Below are 23,323 nucleotides of genomic sequence, written 5' to 3'. Positions count from 1 at the left end.
ACTAGATAATACACCAATTCTTTTGCGAATTCCCCTTATATAAGCCTGCTTTCGACGTATTTCAAGGTTTGTGCTAAAAGATCCGGTTGCAAGCTATCAAAAACGGCTAATTCATCCCATCCGCGCAGCCAAGTAAGCTGACGTTTAGCCAACTGTCGAGTGGCGACAACCCCTTTATAAACAGCATCGTCTAAGGCATCTTCCCCTGCCAGATATTGCCACAATTGGCGATAACCAACACAACGAATTGATGGCATTTCTATGGTCAAGTCACCACGCTGATAGAGTGCCTCGACTTCCGCCAAAAACCCCTCTTCCATCATGATTTCAAAGCGCTGTTCAATGCGTTTATGCAAGGTTGAACGGTCTTCTGGCATCACAGCCATATTAATCAAGTGATAAGGGGAAACTTGCTTCTCTTGCTCCGCCCAAAACTGCGTCATGGTTTTACCCGTCAGACGATACACTTCTACCGCTCGCTGCAAGCGCTGGGGATCATTTGGGTTGATACGTGCTGCCGAATCTGGGTCAATCCTCTGCAACTCCTCATGAAGACTAACCAGACCATGCTGCGCTATGTAGGCATCCAACTCAGCACGTAACCCTGCATCCGCAGACGGCATTTCAGCCAGTCCTTTTTGCAACGCGTTAAAATACATCATGGTCCCCCCCACCAAAAGAGGCGTCTTACCTTGGGCCACAATGTCATCAATCTCAACGGCAACGTCTTTTAAAAAGTCTGCAGCAGAATAACTTTCAATAGGATCTATAATATCGATCAGTCGATGAGGTGCCTTAGCCAAAGTTTGGGCATCAGGCTTTGCTGTGCCGATATCCATTCCTCGGTAAACCAAGGCCGAATCCACACTGACAATCTCATAACCATGCTGGCTGGCCATTTCCACTGCCAGTCCCGTTTTACCTGAAGCCGTTGGCCCCATTAAGCAAACGACATTTGGCTTACTCATTATTACCGGCCTCGCAAAAATAATTTATCTAAATCAGACATGGATAGCTGGGTCCAAGTAGGGCGTCCATGGTTACATTGACCACTTCGCTCGGTCACTTCCATATCACGTAAAAGGCTATTCATTTCAGCAATAGTCAGTTTACGATTCGCTCGCACTGCACCATGGCAGGCCATAGTCGCCATTAGCTCATTTGCCCGAGCCTGTAATAAGTCCGTTGCTCCATTAACCGCCAAGTCACTTATCACATCTCGAACCAAACTCTCGATGTCACCATTAATTAGTATAATCGGCACTTCACGAACCATCACACTTTCTAGACCAGAACGTTCCAGAACAAAACCAAATTGGCCAAACACCGCCACATGATCTTCCACAAGATCCGCTTCAGCTTGGGAAATAGCCACGTTAATGGGAACCAATAAAGGTTGAGAAGCTACATCTTTTGAATAAAACGCAGTCTTCATGCGCTCGTAGACAATTCGCTCGTGAGCAGCATGCATATCCACAATAATCATGCCATTGTCAGTTTCTGACAAAATATAGATGCCATGAATCTGAGCGACGGCATAACCAAGAGGGGGCGTCATCGAATGACTTGGCAACGGCTCTGCTACTCGCACCCGATATTCTGTTGGCGCACTACTTTCTGCGCTCACCTGATCAGGGGAACTTGGCGCTTTAATCTCGCCTGTTTCTGGGTCTACATGACTCATATCGAAGTCACGGGCGTAATTGGCCATCTGCGAAACAGCCCCTAACTGACCAGACACATCCGATGGTGAAGGATTATTTGTTGCTCGACTGGTCATCCAAGACAAATCTCGCCCTTGAGAAGGCTGACCTAACCCAAGATTCTCTTGTTCGCTAATTTGAGGCTCACCCTGTTGTATAGGGTTTTCTGCGCTCCCAGATGCGCCAGATTCTGGACGCACATCAGCCAAGACTTTATGAATGCGACTAAAGAGAAAATCATGCACCAAACGGCCGTCACGAAAACGCACTTCATGTTTCGTCGGATGAACGTTCACATCTACGGTCGCAGGATCCAATTCCAGATACAACACAAAGGTTGGATGACGCCCGTTATACAGTACGTCACGATACGCCTGACGGACGGCATGGGCCACCAACTTATCGCGCACCACACGACCATTCACAAAGAAGTACTGTAAGTCCGCCTGGGAGCGTGAGAAGGTTGGCAAGCCAATCCATCCCCATAAGCGTAAACCTGCCGCTTCCACATCAATGGTCAAAGCATTTTCGATAAACTTACGGCCTAACAAGGTGCCAAGACGGTGCTCCGCGTGCAACTGATCCGCCACAGGGCGAAGATCATAGACCTGTTTTCCGTTGTGATTTAATCGAAATCCCACATCATAACGACTTAAAGCCAGTCGCTTAACCACTTCTTCCAAATGGTTAAACTCGGTTTTTTCCGTACGCAAAAACTTACGTCTCGCGGGCGTGTTGAAAAACAAATCACGGGCTTCAATGGTTGTCCCCTGAGGATGGGAAGCAGGTTTCACGGAAGTCACCATGTCTTTACCCTCTGCTTCCACACGCCAAGCGGCCATTTCACCTTCTGCTTGAGATGTTAGATGCAACCGAGACACGGAGCTAATACTAGCCAAGGCTTCCCCTCGGAACCCAAGAGTACAGACCGCTTCTAGGTCATCCAAGGTGACAATTTTACTGGTAGCGTGACGACTTAACGCCAGGGACAAGTCATCTTTCTGAATCCCCGAACCATTGTCACGGATTTTGATACAGCGGACACCGCCCTGCTCTACATCAATATCTAACTGTGTAGCGCCAGCATCAAGACTGTTTTCAAGCAACTCTTTAACAACTGAGGCAGGACGCTCAACCACCTCACCTGCTGCTATCTGGTTGGCAAGTCGAGGTGAGAGCAAGTGAATTCTAGACATGAAATTCCTTCAATAAATTGGGGAACTAACTGGCTGGGATGGAAAGCTTTTGCCCAACCCAAATAACATCGTTTTTCAAGGTATTTGCTGAACGAAGCGCCCCTAAAGAAACCCCATTCTTACGGGCAATTTCAGATAAGGTATCGCCACGGGAAACGGTATAGGTGAAACCACCTTTTTGCTTCTGACGCCAAGCAATGTAAGAGCCATCAGGTGGATTTGCGTTGAATGCATCTTCTACACCCTTGGCAATGGAGGCTGCAAGTTTTCGTCGATAGGTGGCACTGGAAAGGTTTTTAGCTTCCGTAGGATTAGAAAGAAACCCCGTCTCCACCAAAATTGATGGAATATCAGGAGATTTCAGCACCACAAAACCTGCTTGCTGAACGAAATCTTGATGCAATTTCGCCATATTACCCATTTGCCCAAGTACTTCTTTACCAATATCTAGACTCATTTGGATTGTTGAGTTCATAGACATGTCTAGCAGCACTTCTGCTAACAAGCGATCTTTGTCGTCAAGAGAAATCCCCCCCACCAGATCAGCTGATTGCTCCTGCTGTGCAAGCCAGCGACCCATTTCAGACGTTTTTCCACTTAAAGACAAAGCCCACACAGAGGCACCTCGAGCTGAAGGCTTGGTAAAAGCATCCGCATGGACTGAAATCATTAAATCAGCATTCGCTTCCCGGGCCACTTTAGAGCGATCCCGTAATTGCAGGTAAACATCCGTTGAACGAGTCAGTACTGCTTTAAAGCCTTGAACATTATTCAAACGTTTTGCGAGCTCTTTAGCGATGGACAACACGACATCTTTTTCAAAAATGCCGTTATGGCCAATTGCTCCAGGGTCTTTGCCCCCATGGCCGGGATCAATAACCACCACAATATCCCGTTTGTCGTTGGATATAGAGGCTAAGCTTTTAACTACTTTCGCGCTTTTCGGTTGACCATATTCAAGCTCCACCATAATCCGTGGACCGTAATCTCCAGCTGCGGATAATTCAGAAGTTTTGGCCTTCACCTTCTGACTCACGTCGAGCACAAAGCGCATGCCGCTATTGTGTCTTGCGTAGCGCACTCGCAACAAAGCATCCGACGACAAGGCAGATAAGTTGTCCACGACACCTTGGGAGATCTCTGCATTGGTTAAATCCAAGACAACGCGGTCCGGCTGGCTCAATGAAAACATACGGTGCTTTGTTGCACCATCCAGCTCAAACACCAAACGTGTGACCCCTTGCTGTTGTGCCACACGAATGTCTTTTACTTGAGCAGCATTTAACAGGCTACTAAAGATCAACAAAAAGACAGGCAACAACCAAGAAATTGAAAAGATTTTTTTATACATATCAGACAGCTAGCTAGTATATGGACACACTATAACCGTTGGAGCTAATGATCTCAACGAATCCATTTGTTGACACAAAAAAGGAGGCCTCAGCCTCCTCTACTTCCTTTTAATTGGCGAGTTGTTGGAGTATTTCCTGCACCGCTGACTCACCGTAAAGAGTTTTAGGCTCTATGGACACCGAACGCCCAGAACGAACAAGATCCAGATGTACAATTAAATCTGGTTCAGGCAAGACTCCCTTACCCATTTCAGCCCATTCGACTAAGCACAAGGTCCCATCGCGAAAATAATCGCGAATTCCCATGTATTCGAGCTCTTCCGCATCATTGATACGGTACAAGTCAAAGTGAAATGCTTCGACCCCATCTAACTCATATGGTTCAACAATTGTATACGTTGGACTCTTAACTGGACCTTTATTACCAAGACCACGTAACAGGCCTCGTACTAAGGTGGTTTTCCCCATTCCCAAATTGCCATCTAAGTACACCACTCCACCACTTTTGAGTGACGTCGCTAACTGCTCACCAAACAGCTCCATGGCTTCTTCGCCAAATATTTCTCGTTCTATCATCTTTTATCTACTCACTTATCTACACACACCTGTGCGCGCACCTTTTATTCCAAATAGTCCAACAATTGATAAGGCTGCATCGAGATTTGACCGATGACTAAAGACGCCTTATTTGCTGCCATATTATGCCAAGCAGCAGCTATCACAGCCGCTTCAAATGGCTCGTGATAATAGGCAAGACAAGCTCCCACCATACCACTCAAGACGTCTCCAGACCCGCCTTTGGCCAAGGCAGGGCATGGCTGTCCCAGAATTACAACATCACCATTTTGATTTACCACCACACTGGTGGCACCTTTTAAAATAACCACCGACTGAAACCTTGTCGCTATCTGCTGAGCAGATCCCACTAAGTCTTCGAGAATATCTGCTGTAGAGCATTGTAGAAGCCTCGCTGCTTCACCTGGGTGGGGCGTTAATACAGCAGGACGCCCCATTGGCTGGCCATACACCCCTAACCAATACAGCGCATCCGCATCAACTACTGCAGGACCTTCCGTTGCCAAAAAAGCCTGCCAGTTCCGCTCAGACCATTCAGTTCGCCCAAGCCCTGGACCAATGACTAATACAGACTCAGATGAACGAAGAGTGTCACCCAAGCCAATATCCTCCGGCGACACACACATTACATTGGGATTACGCATCAATGATGCCGACAAATGCCGAGACTGAGTCATCAAAGTCACTGTACCGACGCCACTTTTTGCGGCGGCTTCACTGGCCATGATAGCCGCCCCACCAAACCCCAAGTCTCCACCCAATACCGTCACATGCCCATAGGTTCCCTTATGGGAATTAGGCAATCGCAAGCAGGGAGGGTAATTTTCCAACACGGCGGGAGTCAGGAAGTATGCGGTTGGGCGATTAAGCAAGTCAACAGCCTGTAAGCTTTCCATGACGATTTGATGGCAGGCGACCGCACCATCCAGCAAATAATGCCCAAGCTTATCGGCAATAAAAGTCACCACTAAATCAGCTTCTACCAGCAACGCCCCTCGCCCCGTCTCAACATCAAGTCCACTGGGACAATCGACACTGACAACCCAGGCACCTTGAGCGCGCTTTTGATTAATTGCGGCGATAGCATTGGCTAGATCCTCACTTATAGGTGGATGAAAGCCTATCCCCAGTAGACCATCAACCACCACCTGCCCAGGATCTTGGTTAAGCGCCTCTATGTTCCGAGTTATTTGAATAGTGTCATACCCAAAAGCAACCTTTTCTGCATATTCAGCATCCCCAGTGCGGGGCTTAGAGGAACAATCATAAACGGTCACTTCGATACCATCTTGAGCAGCCAAAGCTGCCACAACCAACCCATCGCCCCCATTATTTCCACCGCCCACCACAACAGATAGGTGCTTCAAAGAGGCATTGTGATGTAATATGTGACGATACAAGGCTTCACCCGCCCGGTGCATCATGGCATAGCTCTCGCCCTCCTGCGCAAAGCTGGCCTGTTCTCGACGACGAACATCTTCTACCCGGTACAGTGGGACTAAATAACGCTCAGGGATTCTAGTCAACATTGTGCTTCTCTTACTAAAGGCGATAAATGGACATTACTCTTTTAATCCTAGTCTCGATTGCAGTGCTTATCACTGGCATCTCAAAAGGCGGTTTCTCCGGTGCCTTTGGTATTATCGCGGTCCCCATGATATCCCTGCATGTCTCCCCCATTAAAGCCGCAGCCATAATGTTACCCGTCTTATGTATCATGGACATATTTACGGTACAGAAGTTCTGGAAAAAATGGGATGCCGATGCCGTCAAACAAAGTATTCCATCAGCCATCCTAGGTATTATCATTGGCACCTTGATGGCCTCTTTCGTCTCGGAGCCCCTACTCAAAATCATCATAGGTTTAGTGGCCATTGGCTTCGTCATCAACACTTGGCTGGCAGCCAGAAGAAAAGCTCCAAAGGGCCCTCTCGGAAAATTAGCTGCAGGTTTTTGGTGCGCATTGGGTGGGTTTACCAGCTTCATTTCCCATGCTGGAGGCCCTCCAATCAGCGTTTTCCTGTTACGCCTAAACTTGGATAAAACCCGTTTTGTCGCCTCCGCCGCTTTAATATTTGCCGCCATAAACTACGTAAAGCTGATCCCTTACGCTTGGCTTGGCCAACTTAATACAGATCTGCTTTTGTATTCAGTGTGTTTTGCACCCATTGCCTTTGTGGGAGTACAAGTTGGTGCCTGGCTTCATTATCACATCAACACTAAACTTTTTTTCAAGCTTATGTATGCACTATTAATGGTAACGGGGGTGAAGCTGTTATGGGATGGAGGAAGCGGCCTAATTTAACCGCTCCCTATGTGAGAGCTACAGGTTAAATATTGTTTTGCGGTAGTGTTTCAGCTCTTCAATGGATTCAATAATGTCATCTAAGGCTAAGTGAGCCCCAGTTTTCTCAAAGCCTTCCAGCGCTTCAGGCTTCCATCGTTTTGCCAGTTCTTTTAACGTGCTGACATCCAAGTAACGGTAGTGAAAATAGGCTTCTAACTTAGGCATGTATTTGTACAAAAATCGACGATCCTGCCCGACACTGTTTCCGCAAATCGGTGACTTACCCGCCGGAATATACTGCTCCAAAAATGCAATCGTCTGCGCTTCGGCCTCTTCCATAGAAATAGGAGAGTTCAATACACGCTCTGTTAATCCGGATGCGCCATGGTGCTCAGTACACCACTCATCCATGGCATCCATCACAGCTTTTTCTTGATGAATTGCCAAATTCGGCCCTTTCCCAAGAACATTAAGATCTTTGTCTGTGACAATCGTTGCGATCTCGATAATGGTATCAGTCTCAGGCTCCAAGCCCGTCATTTCCAAATCAATCCAAATTAAATTGTCTTCGCTGTAACTCATATCACTCAATCCTGTATTTTAGATGCCAGCCATTATACTCTATGCGTTTAAATTAACGACCCACCTGAAAGCATGTCGAAAAGAAAGCTCACCAAACAGCAAGCTTGGCGCATTGAGCGCATCCACAAAGAGCGTATGGAACGTACGCAAAAGCGAGCAGACAAAGCCGAAGAAACTCTACAATCGTCTGATCTTGGCCCTGAAACCGAGGGCATAATCATTTCTCACTTTGGTACTCAAGTAGAAGTAGAAGGCACTCAAGTACCCTACGAAGGCATCAGCACACGCTGTAATATGCGCGCGAACCTAGGACAGCTTGTTACCGGTGATAAAGTGGTATGGCGCCCTAAACACACAGAAGGTGGCGTGGTGGTCGCACGTGCTGATCGAGACACCCTATTGCAACGACCTGATATGCATGGTCGCTTAAAGCCTGTTGCAGCCAATATAGACTTCATTGTTGTTGTAATCGCAGCGGAACCTGTCCCCCACGCTAACCTTATCGACCGCTATTTAGTGGCAGCAGAAACCGTCGACATCCCTCCTGTTATCTTGTTAAACAAATGTGACCTCATCGACGACACTAACAAAGAAGCCCTCGACTCACTCCTACAGACCTACACAGATCTGGGCTACCGAGTGATTCGCACCTCCACTAAAAACGATGCATCCATGTCAGAGCTTTATGAGTTCCTAAAAGACAAAATCAGCGTTTTCGTAGGGCAATCTGGGGTCGGCAAATCATCATTGATCGGAACCTTACTTCCGGACATCGAAATCAGTGTGGGAGAGTTGTCTCAAAAGCGTAAAAAAGGCACCCATACCACTACCACGGCACGGCTTTTCCATATGCCTATCGGAGGAGATCTAATTGACTCTCCTGGGATCCGTGAATTTGGCTTGTGGCACATTAGCGAAGACGAGCTATTAGAAGGCTTTATCGAGTTTCGTCCACACTTGGGATACTGCAAATTTCGAGACTGTGCTCACGAACAAGAACCGGGGTGCGCCATCCGTGAGGCCCTTGAAAACGGTGAAATCACAGCTCACCGCTTCGAGAGCTATCTACGTATTCGTCAATCCATCCGTGACAACGATGCCTTTTAAAACACTCCTTCAGGGGTCAAGCCGGGAGCCAGTTCCACTGGCTCTCCACCAAAACGACGCCTATTTTGAGATAACAAACGTCGATACGCTTCATCCGTTAACAAAGTAAGCGTAATACGGCGATTTTCAGAGCTAGCAGGATCCCACCGGTTATAAGGCACCGTATCAGCCAAGCCAATGACTTGAGCAACTCGCCCTGGGTTCAACCCTCCTTCCAGAAGCGCCACTTTAGCCGCATTAGCGCGAGCACTTGAAAGATCCCAATTGTCTTCAAAATCACTTCCCTGAAATGCCGTCGCATCCGTGTGTCCCGTCACAACAATTGGATTGTCCGTTTTCGCAAACACGGATGCCATGGAAACCAATGTGGTCTCCATGTCTGGGACCAATTGACTGCTTCCCGACTCAAACATGGGCTTGTCTGGGTCATCTAACAGAGTAATGCGAACACCTTCAGGGGTGATTTCGATGCGCATATTATTGTCCTCTGACTGGAAGAACTCGATATTTTGCAACTCTTCTTCCATCATGGCATTCATACGCTCCAACTCCTCCCCATCGTTGCCTAAGCGCATTTCAGTCTCATCAGTCAGCTCAGAAGTACTGCCCGGCTCGGGCAAGTCTAAATCCAGCTTCTGTTCAACACTTTTCGCTGGACTGCCGCCCAAATCAATGGGTTTATTGCTGTAACCTGCCGTAGACATTCCTTTTGGGTCATTAAAGTACCCCTCAATGGCGGCTAATTCTTCTGGAGAAGCAACATTAATAATCCACAGCACCAAGAAAAATGCCATCATCGCCAAAGCAAAGTCTGCCAAGGCTATCTTCCAAGCCCCGCCATGATGCCCGCCCCTTTTGATTTTCCTGACTCGCCGTATTACCAACCCAGAATTTTTCACAAAGCCCCCTAGCGGTACTGCTTAACCATCTCGTTTAATTCAACGAAACTTGGACGCATATGAACGGGTAGCATCTTCCGCCCAGCCTCAACACATACGGTTGGCGGATGACCTGAAGACATGGCCCCTAAACAAGATTTCAAACATAAATAAGATTGAAACTCTTGCTCGCCAAGATGCTCCATATGGGAAGCCATTGGACCTACAAAGCCGTAAGCAAAAAATATCCCTAAGAAAGTGCCCACCAGAGCAGCGGCAACATGGGCACCAATTTCTTCCATCGGGCCACCAATAGAGCCCATGGTAATCACAATCCCAAGTACCGCAGCCACGATACCAAAACCTGGTAACGCCTCTGCCACCCGGGTCACTGCATGGCTGGGAGCCTTCAACTCCTCTTGAATAAGCTCTAGCTCCCCCTCCATCATGGCTTCTAGCTCATGGGAAGGCAGGCCTGTCAGGGTAAAAATACGGTAATTATCAGTAAAAAATTCCACCAAAGCATGATCACGAACCACATCGGGAAAGCGCGAAAACAACTCACTTTCAAAAGGTGCCTCGATATCCTGCTCTACAGCTAAAAAACCTTCTTGGCGACTACGCTGAAAAACAGAGTACACACACCCTAGTAACTGTGCTTGAAAAGCAGAATTATGACGGCTACCCAAAAATACTTGGGGGAGCAACTTCAACGTCTGTCTTTGTAGTGAAAAAGGGTTAGCGATCATAAATGCACCTAAAGCGGCACCAAGGATAATCACCACTTCGAATGGCTGCCAGAGTGCTAGCAGTTCCCCATGGGAAGCCAAATACCCCGTCACAACACTTACTAATACTAAGAGTATCCCTGCTAACACAAACATAATTCATTCCTATATTTCGACGGTGTATGCTCACCCAATAATATAAAGTATGATTAAACTAATCATGCACTTTACAAATCATTGGTGCATTAACTACTTACCTTTGTCTTGAGCCTTAAATGTAACGAGCTATGAAGAACAAGTCACCCTCTGGCCTCACCGAATGGCTACTTTATCTGCAAGACCGAAAACTTCCAGTTGGCTCTGACAACATTGCTAAACTCAGGAAGCAAATCAAGACACCTGATGAAACACTGGATCGGATGCAGAGCAACATTGCATCAGAACCCATGTTAGCTTTTGCGATTTTGAATCGTGCCAACATGATAGTGGAATACAAACGCAATGACATAAAAAGCCCTATTCACGCCGCATCCATGATCGGCATGAAAGGCATTGCAACCATATTCGATAGCCTAGAACCCTACCAATACTCCAGAAAGAATCCAGCCCATGCGGCATTTTGGCGAGAAGTTCAAACCAGCTACGAAGCGGCTGCCATAGCGAAACAATGGGCCCTGGAAAAGAAAATAAGCCGAATAGATGATGTCTACTGGATTACATTTTTCCGAGATGCCGTTCGCTGGCTACTTTGGTTCCATGCCCACGACATCATGCAAGAGCTTACTACCCGTGTTAGAAAAGGGGATGCCTCTGAAAGCAGTGAGCAAGCCCTACTGGGCTGTCGAATTGACGAATTAACTGTCGCACTTTTCAAAGAATGGAAAGTGCCCCAGATCATCATCGACTCTTTCCTAACAGATCAAATACCGACGGCGGAAGAGCTCCAATCTATCGCACGCCTAACCCATACCCCCGATCAACTACCGGGCTTCGCAGAAGACAAACGTGTCACACTGTTAATGAACGGTCCATTGATCTTAGCCTACTGTGCAAGCCGCATCTCCCAAGAGGCTAATGTCATGGGCTGGGGCAGTAAAAACTTACCTTTTTACTATCGGGTCATTTCCGCCATTATTCACATCAAACTCGGGGATGCGATTCAGCTAACTCACTATGCCACACGAGAGGCAGCCCAAGAGTTCACCATTGATGCCAAACAGAGCCTAGCGGCACAACTACTGTCTCCTTTACTCTACACACGAACCTCTGCAAGCAAAGCACCTGTCACTAAACGAGTTAAAGTCTCACCCATGGCAGCCTTAGAGCAAAAGTTAAAAACCCTGAGCGAGCCTAAGCAGCGCACTGCTACGGCCATGAAAGCTTTGCTTAGCCTATTTAAAGGCAGCTGTGATCAGATTTTGATTTTGCGCCACGATACAGCCACAGGCAAGTTATCTCCCATGCTTCAATTTGGTTATGACGTCAGCCAAATTAAACAAGTGAAATGGGACGCTTCCACGCCTGTTATCAGCAAATTAACCAGCAAGCGTGTGGCCGTTCACTTTAACGACAGCAAACTTGCAAGCATGCTAAGGCAAATGCCTGAGAATGCCGACAAGCTGTTTCATGAAAAGCAGCACCTATTCTTAGCCTCTTCTCCTGTATCAGAGCAAGAAACCTACATTTACTGGCTTGCCGGCCAAACAGCCCTAAGCCAAGAGCAATTCGACACCTTTAAACGAGTGATAAAACTCGCTGACTAATGGACTTAAGACCGTGAACAAAGACCAATTATTTGCATTCGCACAACACATCACACCACAAAAGTGTTTATCTCGTTTTGTGGGACGCATCGCGCAGTGCCAGAATTCCTGGGTAAAAGACACCTTCATTGGACAGTTCGTAAAAAAATACAATGTCGACATGAGCGAAGCGGTCAACGAAGACCCATTCAGCTACCGAAACTTTAACGATTTTTTCACCCGTGCTATTAAGCCCGAGCTGCGTCCTATCGTAGAGGGAGACAATACCATTGCCTGCCCTGCCGATGGCGCCATCAGCCAATTGGGTGACATTGAGTATGGCACCATCTACCAAGCAAAAGGCCATACCTACAGCTTAACCGAACTCATCGGTGGGGATGCCGAGCTCTCAAACCAGTTCCTTGGCGGCAAATTCGCCACCGTTTATCTATCACCTCGGGACTACCACCGCGTCCATATGCCCCTCACCGGCAAACTGGTCAAAACCATCCATGTGCCAGGCAAATTATTCTCCGTGAACAAAGTCACGGCCGAGCAAATCCCTAATGTCTTCGCCCGCAACGAGCGGACCGTTTGCCTCTTTGAGACAGAAGCTGGCCCCATGGCCGTTATCCTAGTTGGCGCCATGATTGTTGCCAGCATTGAAACAGTGTGGACTGGCCAAGTAACACCTTTTAGCAAGCAGGTGCAAACCTGGGATTACCAAAAACTCTCTGACATCACCCTTGAAAAAGGTGCAGAAATGGGCCGCTTTAAACTTGGCTCCACCGCTATCGTATTGTTTGGCAAAGACGCGGTTAATTGGGACGAAACACTGGCGGCAGAAACCCCAACTAAAATGGGCATGCCATTTGGTACGCTTGTGAACTAAGTTGCCATTTATTGAATGCACAAAAAAAGCGACCGAATGGTCGCTTTTTTATTTCCTCTCGAAATACCTTTAAGGCATTTCGTCTTCTAACTCTTCTTTTGGAGTCGGCACCAAATCCTCACGGGTCACTTTCTGGGCAAGCAGTAAGTTCGCCGCCACGAAGATAGATGAATAAGTACCAATCAAAATACCAATCAGCAATGCCAATGAGAAGTTGTGAATACTCTCACCACCAAAGAAGAACAGCACGACCAACACAAACAAGGTGGTCATAGACGTAATGATGGTTCGATCTAGCGTTTGGTTGATGGACTCATTAATCAAATCGTAAGGGGTGGTGTCACGCATGATTCGAAAGTTCTCACGAATCCGGTCGCAAACAACGATGGTATCGTTCAAAGAGTAACCGATGACCGCCAATAACGCGGCCAACACCGTTAGGTCAAATTCAAACTCAAACAGGGAGAAAATACCTAACGTGATGATCACGTCGTGAGCCAAGGCCACCACAGAAGCAACCGAGAATTTGAACTGGAAACGCACTGCCACATAGATCATGACGATGGCCAGTGCCAGCAGCATACCTAGTCCGCCCTGCTCACGCAGCTCTTCGCCTACTTGACCACCCACGTACTCAGAACGCATTAGCTCAACACTAACGCTTCCATCAGCACGCAGTACAGACAACACTTCATCACCTAGGGTCGGTGTAAAGGCATTCCCCATACGAACGACCACGTCAGTGGGAGAGCCGAAGTTTTGCACGGTGACATCACTGTAATCCCCATCAGCCAAAAGCTGACGCACATCATCAAGGGCAGGCGCCTGACTGTACTGCACCTCAATCAGGGTACCACCCGTAAAGTCCAAACCAAACTGCAAACCCTTAACCGCTAACGAGCCAAGAGAAATCAACACCATAGCAATGGAGAACATCGCAACGATTTTGCGCATTGCCATAAATGGAATATTCATAATTCAATGCCCTCCTTAAATAAACAGACGTTTGTTTTTACGGCCGCCGTACACCAAATTAATTTGGGCACGCGTCACAAGGATCGCCGTAAACATGGACGTGATGATCCCGAGAGATAAGGTCACCGCAAAACCTTTAACCGGACCAGTACCGACCGCAAATAGGATAACCGCCACCAGCAAGGTCGTAATGTTGGCATCTAAAATGGTCGTGAAAGCACGATTGAAACCAGAATGGATCGCCTGCTGAGTCGGCAACCCAGCTCTGAGTTCCTCCCTTATCCGGGAGAAGATCAAGACATTGGCGTCCACTGCCATCCCCATTGTCAGTACGATACCCGCAATACCCGGCAAGGTAAGTGTGGCAGATAGTAGCGACATACAGGCCATCAACAAGACAATGTTCAATGCCAATGAGATGTTGGCAAACACACCAAACACCTTGTAGTAAACCAACATGAAGGCCATGACCACCAGCAAACCAATTTGCGCAGACAAAACACCTAAACGAATGTTTTCTGCACCTAGGCTAGGACCAATGGTACGTTCTTCCACAAAATAAATTGGCGCAGCCAACGCCCCTGCACGCAATAACAAAGCAAGTTCAGAGGATTCACGTGGGCTATCAAGCCCGGTAATACGGAAGGAGTTACCCAAAGTCGTCTGAATCGTTGCAAGAGAGATAATGCCTTTCTCGCTGTAACTTCGACGCACCTCGTTCACTTCACCGTTTTCGTCAGTCACAAAACGAGTACGGCTCTTGTGCTCAATAAACACAACCGCCATATTGCGGCCCACTGCGGTACGAGTGACTCGCGCCATGGCCGAACCACCGCGACCATCTAGGCTGATGTTTACCTGTGGACGACCATTCTCATCAAAGGACGAGTTAGCATCCGATACGCTGTCACCTGTAATGATCACATCACGATCCAAACGCGCGGTTCGACCACTGCCATCACGGAACGTTAAGGTATCAGTGTCTGCAGCATTGGCGTCAAGACCCGCTTCAAGACGAAATTCCAAGTTTGCCGTTGCACCAATAATACGTTTTGCAGCGGCCGTATCTTGAACACCCGGCAACTCCACCACGATGCGATTGCTGCCTTGGCGCTGAACCAATGGCTCTGCCACACCTAGCTCGTTCACACGATTACGAAGGGTGGTTAAGTTCTGCTGCAATGCATAAGCTTCGATCTCACGGGTAGCCGCTTCTGTAAAGCTCACATCAACGTAGTAATCGTCGCCCTCGTCACGAGTGCTGTAGATGTATTCAGGGAAAGCATCTTCTAATAAGTTCTCAGCTTGAGACTGGTCACCTTCCTGTAAGAAGCGAATCGACATAACCCCATCAGTAATGTCTACACTACGGTAACGAATACGCTCTTGACGAAGGGAGGTCTTCATCTCACTTGCGGCCACATCCAAACGCTGTTTCAAAGCCGCCGGCGTATCCACTTCCAATAAGAAATGAACGCCTCCACGAAGGTCCAAGCCTAACTTAGCCGGGCCTGCACCAATTGCCGCCAACCAATCTGGTGTGGTTGGTACTAGGTTTAATGCAACAACGAAGTTGTCCCCAAGTGCCGAAGCGACAACCGGCTGGGCCGCTAGTTGGTCCTCACCGTTATTAAAACGTAAGGTACCGCCAGCAGACGTTAACTCTGCTTGCTTTAATTCAATTCCGGCTTCTTCCAAAGCCTGAGCAGCTTGATTCAATGAACGCTGATCAACCACAGTTGTGGCTTTTTGAGTGGATAGTTGTAGTGCTGGGTCATCTGGATAAAGATTAGGCAATGCGTAAATAACACCGAATACGATGACCAGCAAAATAAGCAAATACTTCCACAAGGGGTACTTGTTAAGCATGGATAGTCCTTGGAACTAGAGAAAAAAATAACCAAGAAAATAGAAAAGCGCCGTAAGGCGCTTTTCCATAGACATTAGATTGATTTCAGAGTGCCTTTTGGCAATACCGCAGCAATAGCGGACTTCTGGAATTTCATCTCAATGTTTTCAGCAACGTCTAGTACAACATAGTTATCATCAACTTTTGTTACTTTACCTAGAACACCACCGCTTGTTACCACTTCAGTACCTTTTGCTAAGGAAGCCAACAAGTTTTTATGCTCTTTGGCACGTTTTGATTGTGGGCGCCACATCAAGAAGTAGAAAATGATGACGAAACCTACCAACAGAACTAGGTTAAAAATACCTGCGTCTGCCGGAGCGCCACCTTCAGCGTAAGCTGGTGAGATCAAAGCGATCATGGTGATTACTCTCCAATGGTTAATAAAACGGTTGCACTTTTGTTCAAAAGACAAACAAAAACACTTTTTTGATCATTATTCGCTCAGCGGTGGGGTTTCCATACCACGTTTTGCGTAAAATTCATCAACAAAGGCGTCAAATCTACCTTCATCAAGCGCCTTACGCAATCCCGCCATTAAGTTCTGGTAGTAGCGTAAGTTATGAATGGTATTAAGCTGAGCTCCTACCATTTCTTGACACTTATCAAGATGATGTAAATATGACCGAGAAAAGTTTTTACAAGTGTAACAGTCACATTCTTTATCTAACGGATTGGCATCATGGCGGTGAAACGCATTACGAATACGCACAATCCCTTCCGAAGTGAACAAATGACCGTTACGGGCGTTGCGGGTTGGCATCACACAGTCAAACATGTCGACACCTCGGCGGACACCTTCCACCAAGTCCTCTGGCTTGCCGACCCCCATTAAATAACGGGGCTTATCTTCGGGCATTTTATGGGCCAGATGATCAAGAATGCGCACCATGTCTTCTTTTGGCTCGCCTACTGACAAGCCTCCAATGGCATAGCCATCGAAGCCGATATTCGTCAGCCCTTCAAGGGATTCATCCCGAAGCTGCTCATACATACTGCCCTGAATGATACCAAATAAAGCAGAAGGACTGTCACCATGAGCCTCTTTGGAACGCTGGGCCCAACGCAGACTCATACGCATAGATTTAGCGGCTTGGTCTTCCGTGGCTGGATAAGGCGTACACTCATCGAAGATCATCACAATGTCCGAACCAAGATCCCGCTGTACTTGCATCGAGATCTCTGGGCTTAAGAACACCTTGTCACCATTTACAGGGGAGCGAAAACTTACGCCCTCTTCGGTGATTTTACGCATGGCCCCCAAAGAAAATACTTGGAAACCACCAGAATCCGTCAGGATTGGCTTTTTCCATTGGGTGAAGTCGTGCAAGTCACCATGAGCTTTGATTACATCCGTTCCGGGGCGCAACCAAAGATGGAAAGTATTACCCAAGATAATGTCTGCACCGATCTCTTCAATATCACGAGTCAGCATACTTTTAACTGTGCCATAGGTGCCCACGGGCATAAAAGCTGGGGTTTCTACATCGCCCCGTGGAAAGCTCAAGCGCGCACGGCGAGCCTTACCTGAGGTTTTAAACACCTCAAAGTCCATAAAACATTCTGGACGTTTATCTGACATTCGTCTTATTCCTCAACTTTCGTCCCGACAACCTCTGGGTTGCGGGTAATAAACATGGCATCGCCATAACTGAAAAATCGGTACTTTTCTTCTACGGCTACCCGATAAGCATTCATCACATGATCATAGCCAGCAAAGGCACTGATCAACATGATCAAGGTGGACTCTGGCAAATGGAAATTCGTTACCAAGGCATCAACCGTTTTAAACTCATAGCCCGGATAGATAAAAATGCTCGTGTCGTTGGCCATAGGCTCAATCACACCTGATTGACTGGCAGACTCTAAAGAACGCACACTGGTGGTACCCACGGCAATGACACGCTTGCCATTGGCTTTCGTGGCCCGCACCTGCTCTACCACTTCTTCAGATACCTCAGCATACTCAGAGTGCATGATATGGTCTTTCACATCATCCACACGGACTGGCTGGAAGGTTCCCGCGCCAACATGCAGTGTAACAAAGGCAACCTTTACGCCTTTCGCCTTCAACTTTTCCAACAGCGCATCATCAAAATGAAGTCCCGCTGTGGGTGCGGCTACCGCACCAGGGGTTTTGTTGTACACCGTCTGATAGCGCTCTTGGTCACTCTCATCATCAGGGCGCTCAATATATGGCGGCAATGGCATGTGACCCACCGCTTCCAACACTGACAAAACCGGCTCATCAAACTTCAAGTGAAATAAAGTATCATCACGCCCCACCATGGTAGCTCCATGGGATGCACCTCTGTCGGTACCTAGCTCTAAGCGATTACCTACTTTAGGAGACTTACTGCAACGGACGTGAGCCAAAATTTCATGTTCTGACAGAAGGCGCTCAACGAGAAGCTCTAGCTTGCCGCCTGACTCTTTTTGACCAAACAATCGGGCAGGAATTACACGGGTGTTGTTAAACACCATCAAATCACCCGCTTCAACAAAATCCAGTACATCAGTGAATGTATTGTGAGACAAAGCACCACTCGGGCCATCTAGCTTGAGCAAACGGCTAGCGGTACGCTCCGGCATAGGGTAGCGTGCGATGAGCTCCTCAGGCAGCTCAAAGCGATAATCAGACACGCGCATAATGAGTTATTTCTAGTACCTATAAAATTGATGCGGCATTTTATCGAATTTCTGACCAGTTGGGTACGTTAACTCAGGATTTCCCTTTTTATCTGATGCTTTATTATGCGTTATGAGACAGCAACTGTTCAGGGTTTAACCAAGCCACAAGTGTTTTAAACTTTTTCAATTTAAGTATTGACTCTATCGGAGAAACCTAGATAATACGCACCACCTTTTTCAAGGCCAGTGTGGTGGAATTGGTAGACACGATGGATTCAAAATCCATTGCCTATAAAGCGTGCCGGTTCGAGTCCGGCCACTGGTACCATCTTTTAGATGCGAAAAGCCCCAAGCAAATGCTTGGGGCTTTTTTCGTTCTTAGGGGAAATAGAACCGAAAGCCCTATTTCTTATTCCCACCTTTACCGCCACCATTATTGGAGCCAGCACTGCGAGACGCTCTTCCCTGATCAGATGCATTACTGTGTGCCGTGCGCTCAATAACGCCACGATTGTCAGATATATAGCTGCCAGACTCATCCTGATGCAACAATAAGTGCTTATCACTGCTATTTAAACTGAAGCCAACTTGATTCTCTAGATCGTCTGCATAGGCGGCGGGAACACCACTCAAAGCCAACACAGCAGACAGAGCCGTAACTTCAATGACGCGCTTTGATTTAATTGCCATGATACCTCTCCTCATTTACGTAGAGCATGGATCACAAAAGCAGATCCGCTCGATAGAGAGAAGTGTATGCAAGACCTTAGAAACCAACTACCAAGTTATTGCAAATCTCTTGTATGCAGTCTCTAAAGTCTTTCCAAAGCGCTCAAAAACCACTCATTCAGCAGCGCCTTTAACCGCCAACAAAAAAACGGCGCACTAGGCGCCGTTTTTCCTACTAAGGCTGTATTAACCGATAATGGCGCCGTCTTCACGGGAAATGGCAATCACACTTGATCGTGGCATGCCTCCATTTGGCCAAACCGAATCGCCCTTCTCACCTGGATGCTGAACACTAACAAACATAGTTGTACGGTCAGCACTCCATGCGGCACCAGTGATTTCACACTCTTTTGGCCCCACTAAGAAACGCTTAATTTCACCTGTTTCAGGATCACCCACTAGCATTTGGTTATTGCCTTGACCTGCAAAGCCCCCTTCATTTGAGTAGTTACCGTCTGTTTGAATCCACAGTAGGCCTTTTTTGTCAAAACGAAGACCATCTGGAGAGTTAAACATATTGTCTTTGTTAACGTTCTTAGAGCCAGCATTAGCATCATCGTACACAGCAGGGTTACCCGCTAGAACAAACAGATCCCAAGTGAATTTCTCTGCAGTGTGGTCCTGATTAGCAGGCACCCAGCGTACGATCTGGCCGAAGTTATTTTTCACACGTGGGTTCGGACCTACTGCAGGGGTGGCATCGCCACCCGCGTTTGGCTTAACACCACGGTTTTTGTTGTTGGTTAAAGCACAGAAAACTTCTGCTTTGTTTGGATTAGACGCCACCCACTCAGGGCGATCCATTGTGGTTGCCCCTAATTTAGAAGCAGCAAGACGGGTGTAAATAGCAATTTCTGCTTCCGTCATACCCGTCGATTCTGGCGTTAGAGCCATCCAATGACCAGTATTGTTTTCATTGAACTTAGCGACGTACAAAGTACCTTCTTCAAGAAGGTTTGAATTATCACCACCGGAAACGTACTTATTCTTAGACACAAAGCGGTATAAGAACTCACCACGCTCATCGTCTCCTAAGTACACGACCACATGACCATTGGCAGCCACTTCTACTTCCGCGTTTTCATGCTTGAAGCGACCTAGAGCGGTACGCTTTTTAGGTCGCGCAGTAGGATTCATTGGATCAATTTCAACGATGTAACCAAAGCGGTTTGGCTCTTGTGGCTCTTTAGATAGGTCAAAACGCTCGTCTGCCATGGCCCAGCTGTAACCCCAATCATCATGACTGATGCCGTAACGCTTCATTTGAGATGTCAGTGGGAATTCTTTATTTGAAGAAGAGAAGTAACCATTGAAGTTTTCTTCACAGGTTAAGTAAGTGCCCCATGGGGTTTGTCCATTACCACAGTTATTCCAAGTTCCTTTCGCCACGACACCGCGAGGGTCCGCTTTGGTTTTAAGCAAGTCATGACCGCGGGCTGGACCGGTAATGTCCATTTCGGTATCCGCAGTAATACGGCGGTTAAATTCGGAGTCCTTAACAATCCCCCAATTACCACCAGTACGAGCAATTTCAACCACTGACACACCGTGAGCGGCTTTACTTTTACGAATGTCATCCGCAGTCGTTGGCTTGCCGTCGGCACGGTTAGCATGAAGTGTATTAAGGTTAGTGTATTCGTTGTTTACACATAGGATTTGACGACCGTTATGAACAAACAGTGCCATACCGTCGTTGTGGTCCCCAAAGGCCATTTCTTGCGATGCACCGGTACCACCCGTTTTAGGATCAAAAGCAGGTGCGTTTGAGAACAAAGGCTCACCCCAAGACGCCAACACTTCCCACTTGTAACCTTTCGGCACTGTCACTGTGTCATGGGCATTTGCTTTCACCATTTCAAACGCTAGGCGAGACATTTTCATCTCTTCACCAGCGAGCGCTTTACCTGCCGCAAGTGTTGTAGATCCCATTACGAACGCTGTTGCGCCGACTGCGGCACCGCCAGAGAGGAAACCACGGCGAGAGACCATGGCTTTTGCCGTTTCTTCAAACTCAACCACTTCCATCGCCGGACGGACCATTTCATCGTGCTCATCAAACCCTAGCACTTGATCTTGCTTAACTGACATCGCAATTCCCTCAATCGAATATTTTAGTTTTGTTGCGGTACCTACCCTTCCACAAAGCAGGCCCGAAAAATAAAGACCAAAACATTTAGCCTACGAGAGATGTCAGTTACATGATGTTTGCATGACAGTTTGGTGAACCAAATGAAACGATAATGCAAATGATTCGCAATATTTCAACGAGTTTTGTATTATGGCGCGCTCAATCATTTCTTTGAAAGAACCGAATCGGAGTTTCCATCTCACATGTATCAGTTATCCGACGTTCTTATGACTCGCGACGATCGTTGTATTCTAGACATTCCAACACTCACGATCCCGACCGACAAACTCACTGTTGTGCTTGGCCACAATGGCTCAGGCAAGTCTACTCTTGTTAGCTTGCTAGCAGGACAACAAGCCCCAGACCAAGGCCTAGTCACGCTAAACGGCAAACCCATGGCGCAATTTAACGCTAAAGCGTTAGCAAAAGAGGTGGCCTTTTTACCTCAGAAGCTGCCCGCCTCCGCAGGCTTAACCGTGCGCGAAGTCGTCAGACTGGGAAGATTTCCGTGGCGTGGACTGCTGGGCCGCTGGTCCAAAGAAGATGAGCAATTGGTAGACGCGGCCATGGCACAAACCAAGGTCACAGAGTTTTCGCACCATCTTGCTGACAACCTGTCCGGCGGGGAGAGACAGCGAGCATGGGTGGCCATGCTATTAGCACAGCAGTCGCCCGTCTTGATTTTGGACGAACCTACGTCAGCACTGGATATCCAACACCAATATCATCTAATGGCGCTACTGGCTCACATTACCCAAGATGCTGCTAGAGGCATGATCGTAATCCTTCATGACCTTAACTTGGCACTACTTTACGCCGATCACATTGTCGCTCTTGCAAAAGGAAAGATCGCATTTGAAGGTAATAAAGAGCTTTTATTGGACGAGGAACGACTTTCAGCGCTTTACAACACCTCAATAAAATTAATCGACCACCCTGTCAGTGCCAACAAGCTGGCTGTTGTCTGTCCTGAGGAACTTGCCCATGCCTAATATCAGCGCTTCATTAAAGGCCATTGTGTCATCGATTATGGCGCTGTTCATAAGCAGTTCAGCCTTAGCCTTCACCCTTGAAGACAATCGTACTACTCATACGTTTAACCATACTCCGAAGCGCGTGGTATCGCTCAACTGGGATTTAACGGAACAAGTCATTGAGCTAGGAATTATTCCAGTGGGTGCCACAGAAATTCAGTCTTACAATGAGTGGGTGATGCAACCTCCAATCCCAGATCAAGTCCCTGATGTGGGCACTCGTGCTGAGCCTAATTTAGAGCGCATTGCTGCCCTGACTCCCGATGTCATTCTTGCCACAGCCACTCAAGCAGACATCATTCCCGCTCTTGAGAAAATAGCGCCAGTTGTCTATCTAGAAAACTATACCGCCGATGTGAACGCTGGCGAGGTGGCTATCCAACAGTTTGTGTTGCTTGGCAAATTGTTTGGTCAATCAGAGTTGGCTAATCAAAAAATCGCCGAACTCGATAATGAGTTCACGAGATTAAAGGCTCAATTGACAGAGGCCTTCGGATCAGACTTACCTAACGTATTGCCTGTGAGACTCAGTGATGAAAGCTCGGTATTCTTATTTACCGAAAACTCCACCTCGGACTATGTTCTCAAACGACTCGGATTAACCAACCCCATTCCCTTACCAGCGGCCCAATGGGGCGTCACTCAAAAGCGCATTGACGTACTTAAAGATGTCACGAATGGCTATGTTCTAAACATTTTACCCTTCCCCTACTGGGATAAATTAAATCGTTCATATCTTTGGAAAGCGATGCCATTTGTTCGGGAGCAGAGAATCAATTCCGCAGACCCCGTGTGGAGCTATGGTGGAGCCATGTCGTTGAAATATTTGGCAGAGGGTTATACCCAAAGCTTGCTTGAACTCGCGGAATAATTT

At 47.4% G+C, this 23,323-nt stretch carries 21 protein-coding genes and 1 tRNA gene; 7 read left to right on the top strand and 15 right to left on the bottom strand.

Annotation, left to right across the window (positions count from 1 at the left end):
* Window positions 1-35: 35 nt before the first annotated feature.
* The 5 genes from miaA to ACFQ45_RS16255 form a co-directional block, all read right to left on the bottom strand.
* Window positions 36-968 (bottom strand): tRNA (adenosine(37)-N6)-dimethylallyltransferase MiaA, encoded by a 933-nt coding sequence (miaA, locus tag ACFQ45_RS16275; protein WP_377369608.1) that lies wholly within the window; start codon window positions 966-968, stop codon window positions 36-38.
* A gap of 2 nt (window positions 969-970) precedes the next feature.
* Window positions 971-2,899 carry a DNA mismatch repair endonuclease MutL gene (gene mutL, locus ACFQ45_RS16270; protein WP_377369606.1) on the bottom strand — a complete coding sequence of 643 codons (1,929 nt, stop codon included), beginning with the start codon at window positions 2,897-2,899 and terminating at the stop codon, window positions 971-973.
* A 25-nt stretch (window positions 2,900-2,924) separates the two neighbouring features.
* Window positions 2,925-4,250, bottom strand: coding sequence for an N-acetylmuramoyl-L-alanine amidase (locus tag ACFQ45_RS16265; protein ID WP_377369604.1), 1,326 nt, complete (start codon window positions 4,248-4,250; stop codon window positions 2,925-2,927).
* Window positions 4,251-4,359: 109 nt separating this feature from the next.
* Complete coding sequence (gene tsaE / locus ACFQ45_RS16260) at window positions 4,360-4,827, bottom strand: tRNA (adenosine(37)-N6)-threonylcarbamoyltransferase complex ATPase subunit type 1 TsaE (protein ID WP_377369602.1); 468 nt, start codon at window positions 4,825-4,827, stop codon at window positions 4,360-4,362.
* 44 nt (window positions 4,828-4,871) lie between these two features.
* Window positions 4,872-6,356, bottom strand: a complete 1,485-nt coding sequence (locus ACFQ45_RS16255; RefSeq protein WP_377369601.1) for an NAD(P)H-hydrate dehydratase — start codon at window positions 6,354-6,356, stop codon at window positions 4,872-4,874.
* A 26-nt stretch (window positions 6,357-6,382) separates the two neighbouring features.
* Between ACFQ45_RS16255 and ACFQ45_RS16250 the strand changes: the two genes are divergently transcribed.
* Window positions 6,383-7,132 carry a sulfite exporter TauE/SafE family protein gene (locus tag ACFQ45_RS16250; RefSeq protein ID WP_377369599.1) on the top strand — a complete coding sequence of 250 codons (750 nt, stop codon included), beginning with the start codon at window positions 6,383-6,385 and terminating at the stop codon, window positions 7,130-7,132.
* Window positions 7,133-7,150: 18 nt separating this feature from the next.
* Here the strand turns inward: ACFQ45_RS16250 and orn are convergent, their stop codons facing one another.
* Window positions 7,151-7,705 carry an oligoribonuclease gene (orn, locus tag ACFQ45_RS16245; protein ID WP_452600473.1) on the bottom strand — a complete coding sequence of 185 codons (555 nt, stop codon included), beginning with the start codon at window positions 7,703-7,705 and terminating at the stop codon, window positions 7,151-7,153.
* Between the two features lie 63 nt (window positions 7,706-7,768).
* Here orn and rsgA point away from each other — a divergent pair, with 63 nt between their 5' ends.
* Window positions 7,769-8,803 carry a small ribosomal subunit biogenesis GTPase RsgA gene (gene rsgA / locus ACFQ45_RS16240; RefSeq protein ID WP_377369595.1) on the top strand — a complete coding sequence of 345 codons (1,035 nt, stop codon included), beginning with the start codon at window positions 7,769-7,771 and terminating at the stop codon, window positions 8,801-8,803.
* Here the strand turns inward: rsgA and ACFQ45_RS16235 are convergent.
* Window positions 8,800-9,702, bottom strand: coding sequence for an OmpA family protein (locus ACFQ45_RS16235; RefSeq protein WP_377369593.1), 903 nt, complete (start codon window positions 9,700-9,702; stop codon window positions 8,800-8,802). The two genes, rsgA and ACFQ45_RS16235, sit on opposite strands and share 4 nt — an antisense overlap.
* Before the next feature lie 8 nt (window positions 9,703-9,710).
* Complete coding sequence (motA, locus tag ACFQ45_RS16230; RefSeq protein WP_377369591.1) at window positions 9,711-10,565, bottom strand: flagellar motor stator protein MotA; 855 nt, start codon at window positions 10,563-10,565, stop codon at window positions 9,711-9,713.
* Window positions 10,566-10,696: 131 nt separating this feature from the next.
* On the opposite strand from motA, the gene ACFQ45_RS16225 reads away from it, so the two are divergent.
* Window positions 10,697-12,172, top strand: a complete 1,476-nt coding sequence (locus tag ACFQ45_RS16225) for an HDOD domain-containing protein (protein ID WP_377369589.1) — start codon at window positions 10,697-10,699, stop codon at window positions 12,170-12,172.
* A 13-nt stretch (window positions 12,173-12,185) separates the two neighbouring features.
* Window positions 12,186-13,043, top strand: coding sequence for an archaetidylserine decarboxylase (gene asd / locus ACFQ45_RS16220; RefSeq protein ID WP_377369587.1), 858 nt, complete (start codon window positions 12,186-12,188; stop codon window positions 13,041-13,043).
* Between the two features lie 69 nt (window positions 13,044-13,112).
* Here asd and secF read toward each other — a convergent pair whose 3' ends face one another.
* The 5 genes from secF to queA form a co-directional block, all read right to left on the bottom strand.
* Window positions 13,113-14,018, bottom strand: coding sequence for a protein translocase subunit SecF (gene secF, locus ACFQ45_RS16215; protein ID WP_377369585.1), 906 nt, complete (start codon window positions 14,016-14,018; stop codon window positions 13,113-13,115).
* Between the two features lie 15 nt (window positions 14,019-14,033).
* Entirely contained in the window at window positions 14,034-15,887 is a 1,854-nt protein-coding gene (secD, locus tag ACFQ45_RS16210) for a protein translocase subunit SecD (protein ID WP_377369583.1), read from the bottom strand.
* Window positions 15,888-15,961: 74 nt separating this feature from the next.
* Entirely contained in the window at window positions 15,962-16,288 is a 327-nt protein-coding gene (yajC, locus tag ACFQ45_RS16205) for a preprotein translocase subunit YajC (protein WP_377369581.1), read from the bottom strand.
* A 75-nt stretch (window positions 16,289-16,363) separates the two neighbouring features.
* Entirely contained in the window at window positions 16,364-17,509 is a 1,146-nt protein-coding gene (tgt, locus tag ACFQ45_RS16200; protein ID WP_377369579.1) for a tRNA guanosine(34) transglycosylase Tgt, read from the bottom strand.
* A 5-nt stretch (window positions 17,510-17,514) separates the two neighbouring features.
* Window positions 17,515-18,576 (bottom strand): tRNA preQ1(34) S-adenosylmethionine ribosyltransferase-isomerase QueA, encoded by a 1,062-nt coding sequence (gene queA, locus ACFQ45_RS16195; RefSeq protein ID WP_377369577.1) that lies wholly within the window; start codon window positions 18,574-18,576, stop codon window positions 17,515-17,517.
* Between the two features lie 224 nt (window positions 18,577-18,800).
* On the opposite strand from queA, the gene ACFQ45_RS16190 reads away from it, so the two are divergent.
* Window positions 18,801-18,886 (top strand) — tRNA-Leu (locus tag ACFQ45_RS16190).
* A 74-nt stretch (window positions 18,887-18,960) separates the two neighbouring features.
* On the opposite strand, the gene ACFQ45_RS16185 is transcribed toward ACFQ45_RS16190, so the two are convergent.
* Together ACFQ45_RS16185 and ACFQ45_RS16180 are read right to left on the bottom strand one after the other, a co-directional pair.
* Entirely contained in the window at window positions 18,961-19,248 is a 288-nt protein-coding gene (locus ACFQ45_RS16185) for a hypothetical protein (RefSeq protein WP_377369575.1), read from the bottom strand.
* Window positions 19,249-19,473: 225 nt separating this feature from the next.
* Window positions 19,474-21,375: a PhoX family protein gene (locus ACFQ45_RS16180; protein WP_377369573.1), complete on the bottom strand. Its 1,902-nt coding sequence runs from the start codon at window positions 21,373-21,375 to the stop codon at window positions 19,474-19,476.
* A gap of 243 nt (window positions 21,376-21,618) precedes the next feature.
* Here ACFQ45_RS16180 and ACFQ45_RS16175 point away from each other — a divergent pair, with 243 nt between their 5' ends.
* On the top strand, window positions 21,619-22,407 hold the full coding sequence (locus ACFQ45_RS16175; RefSeq protein ID WP_377369571.1) for an ABC transporter ATP-binding protein: 789 nt from the start codon (window positions 21,619-21,621) through the stop codon (window positions 22,405-22,407).
* Entirely contained in the window at window positions 22,400-23,320 is a 921-nt protein-coding gene (locus ACFQ45_RS16170; protein WP_377369569.1) for an ABC transporter substrate-binding protein, read from the top strand. Before ACFQ45_RS16175 ends, ACFQ45_RS16170 begins: the two co-directional genes overlap by 8 nt.
* Window positions 23,321-23,323: the final 3 nt, after the last annotated feature.

It is taken from the genome of Rhodanobacter aciditrophus (assembly GCF_042679525.1).
Lineage (GTDB): Bacteria > Pseudomonadota > Gammaproteobacteria > Pseudomonadales > Marinomonadaceae > Marinomonas > Marinomonas aciditrophus.
The sequence above is the reverse complement of the archived record's forward strand: the minus strand, read 5'-3'. Positions and strand labels throughout refer to the sequence as shown.

Coding starts and splice junctions, on each gene's coding strand:
- miaA (WP_377369608.1), bottom strand. CDS start 968: ATGAGTAAGCCAAATGTCGTTTGCTTAATGGGGCCAACGGCTTCAGGT.
- mutL (WP_377369606.1), bottom strand. CDS start 2,899: ATGTCTAGAATTCACTTGCTCTCACCTCGACTTGCCAACCAGATAGCA.
- ACFQ45_RS16265 (WP_377369604.1), bottom strand. CDS start 4,250: ATGTATAAAAAAATCTTTTCAATTTCTTGGTTGTTGCCTGTCTTTTTG.
- tsaE (WP_377369602.1), bottom strand. CDS start 4,827: ATGATAGAACGAGAAATATTTGGCGAAGAAGCCATGGAGCTGTTTGGT.
- ACFQ45_RS16255 (WP_377369601.1), bottom strand. CDS start 6,356: ATGTTGACTAGAATCCCTGAGCGTTATTTAGTCCCACTGTACCGGGTA.
- ACFQ45_RS16250 (WP_377369599.1), top strand. CDS start 6,383: ATGGACATTACTCTTTTAATCCTAGTCTCGATTGCAGTGCTTATCACT.
- rsgA (WP_377369595.1), top strand. CDS start 7,769: ATGTCGAAAAGAAAGCTCACCAAACAGCAAGCTTGGCGCATTGAGCGC.
- motA (WP_377369591.1), bottom strand. CDS start 10,565: ATGTTTGTGTTAGCAGGGATACTCTTAGTATTAGTAAGTGTTGTGACG.
- ACFQ45_RS16225 (WP_377369589.1), top strand. CDS start 10,697: ATGAAGAACAAGTCACCCTCTGGCCTCACCGAATGGCTACTTTATCTG.
- secF (WP_377369585.1), bottom strand. CDS start 14,018: ATGAATATTCCATTTATGGCAATGCGCAAAATCGTTGCGATGTTCTCC.
- secD (WP_377369583.1), bottom strand. CDS start 15,887: ATGCTTAACAAGTACCCCTTGTGGAAGTATTTGCTTATTTTGCTGGTC.
- yajC (WP_377369581.1), bottom strand. CDS start 16,288: ATGATCGCTTTGATCTCACCAGCTTACGCTGAAGGTGGCGCTCCGGCA.
- tgt (WP_377369579.1), bottom strand. CDS start 17,509: ATGTCAGATAAACGTCCAGAATGTTTTATGGACTTTGAGGTGTTTAAA.
- queA (WP_377369577.1), bottom strand. CDS start 18,576: ATGCGCGTGTCTGATTATCGCTTTGAGCTGCCTGAGGAGCTCATCGCA.
- ACFQ45_RS16185 (WP_377369575.1), bottom strand. CDS start 19,248: ATGGCAATTAAATCAAAGCGCGTCATTGAAGTTACGGCTCTGTCTGCT.
- ACFQ45_RS16180 (WP_377369573.1), bottom strand. CDS start 21,375: ATGTCAGTTAAGCAAGATCAAGTGCTAGGGTTTGATGAGCACGATGAA.
- ACFQ45_RS16175 (WP_377369571.1), top strand. CDS start 21,619: ATGTATCAGTTATCCGACGTTCTTATGACTCGCGACGATCGTTGTATT.
- ACFQ45_RS16170 (WP_377369569.1), top strand. CDS start 22,400: ATGCCTAATATCAGCGCTTCATTAAAGGCCATTGTGTCATCGATTATG.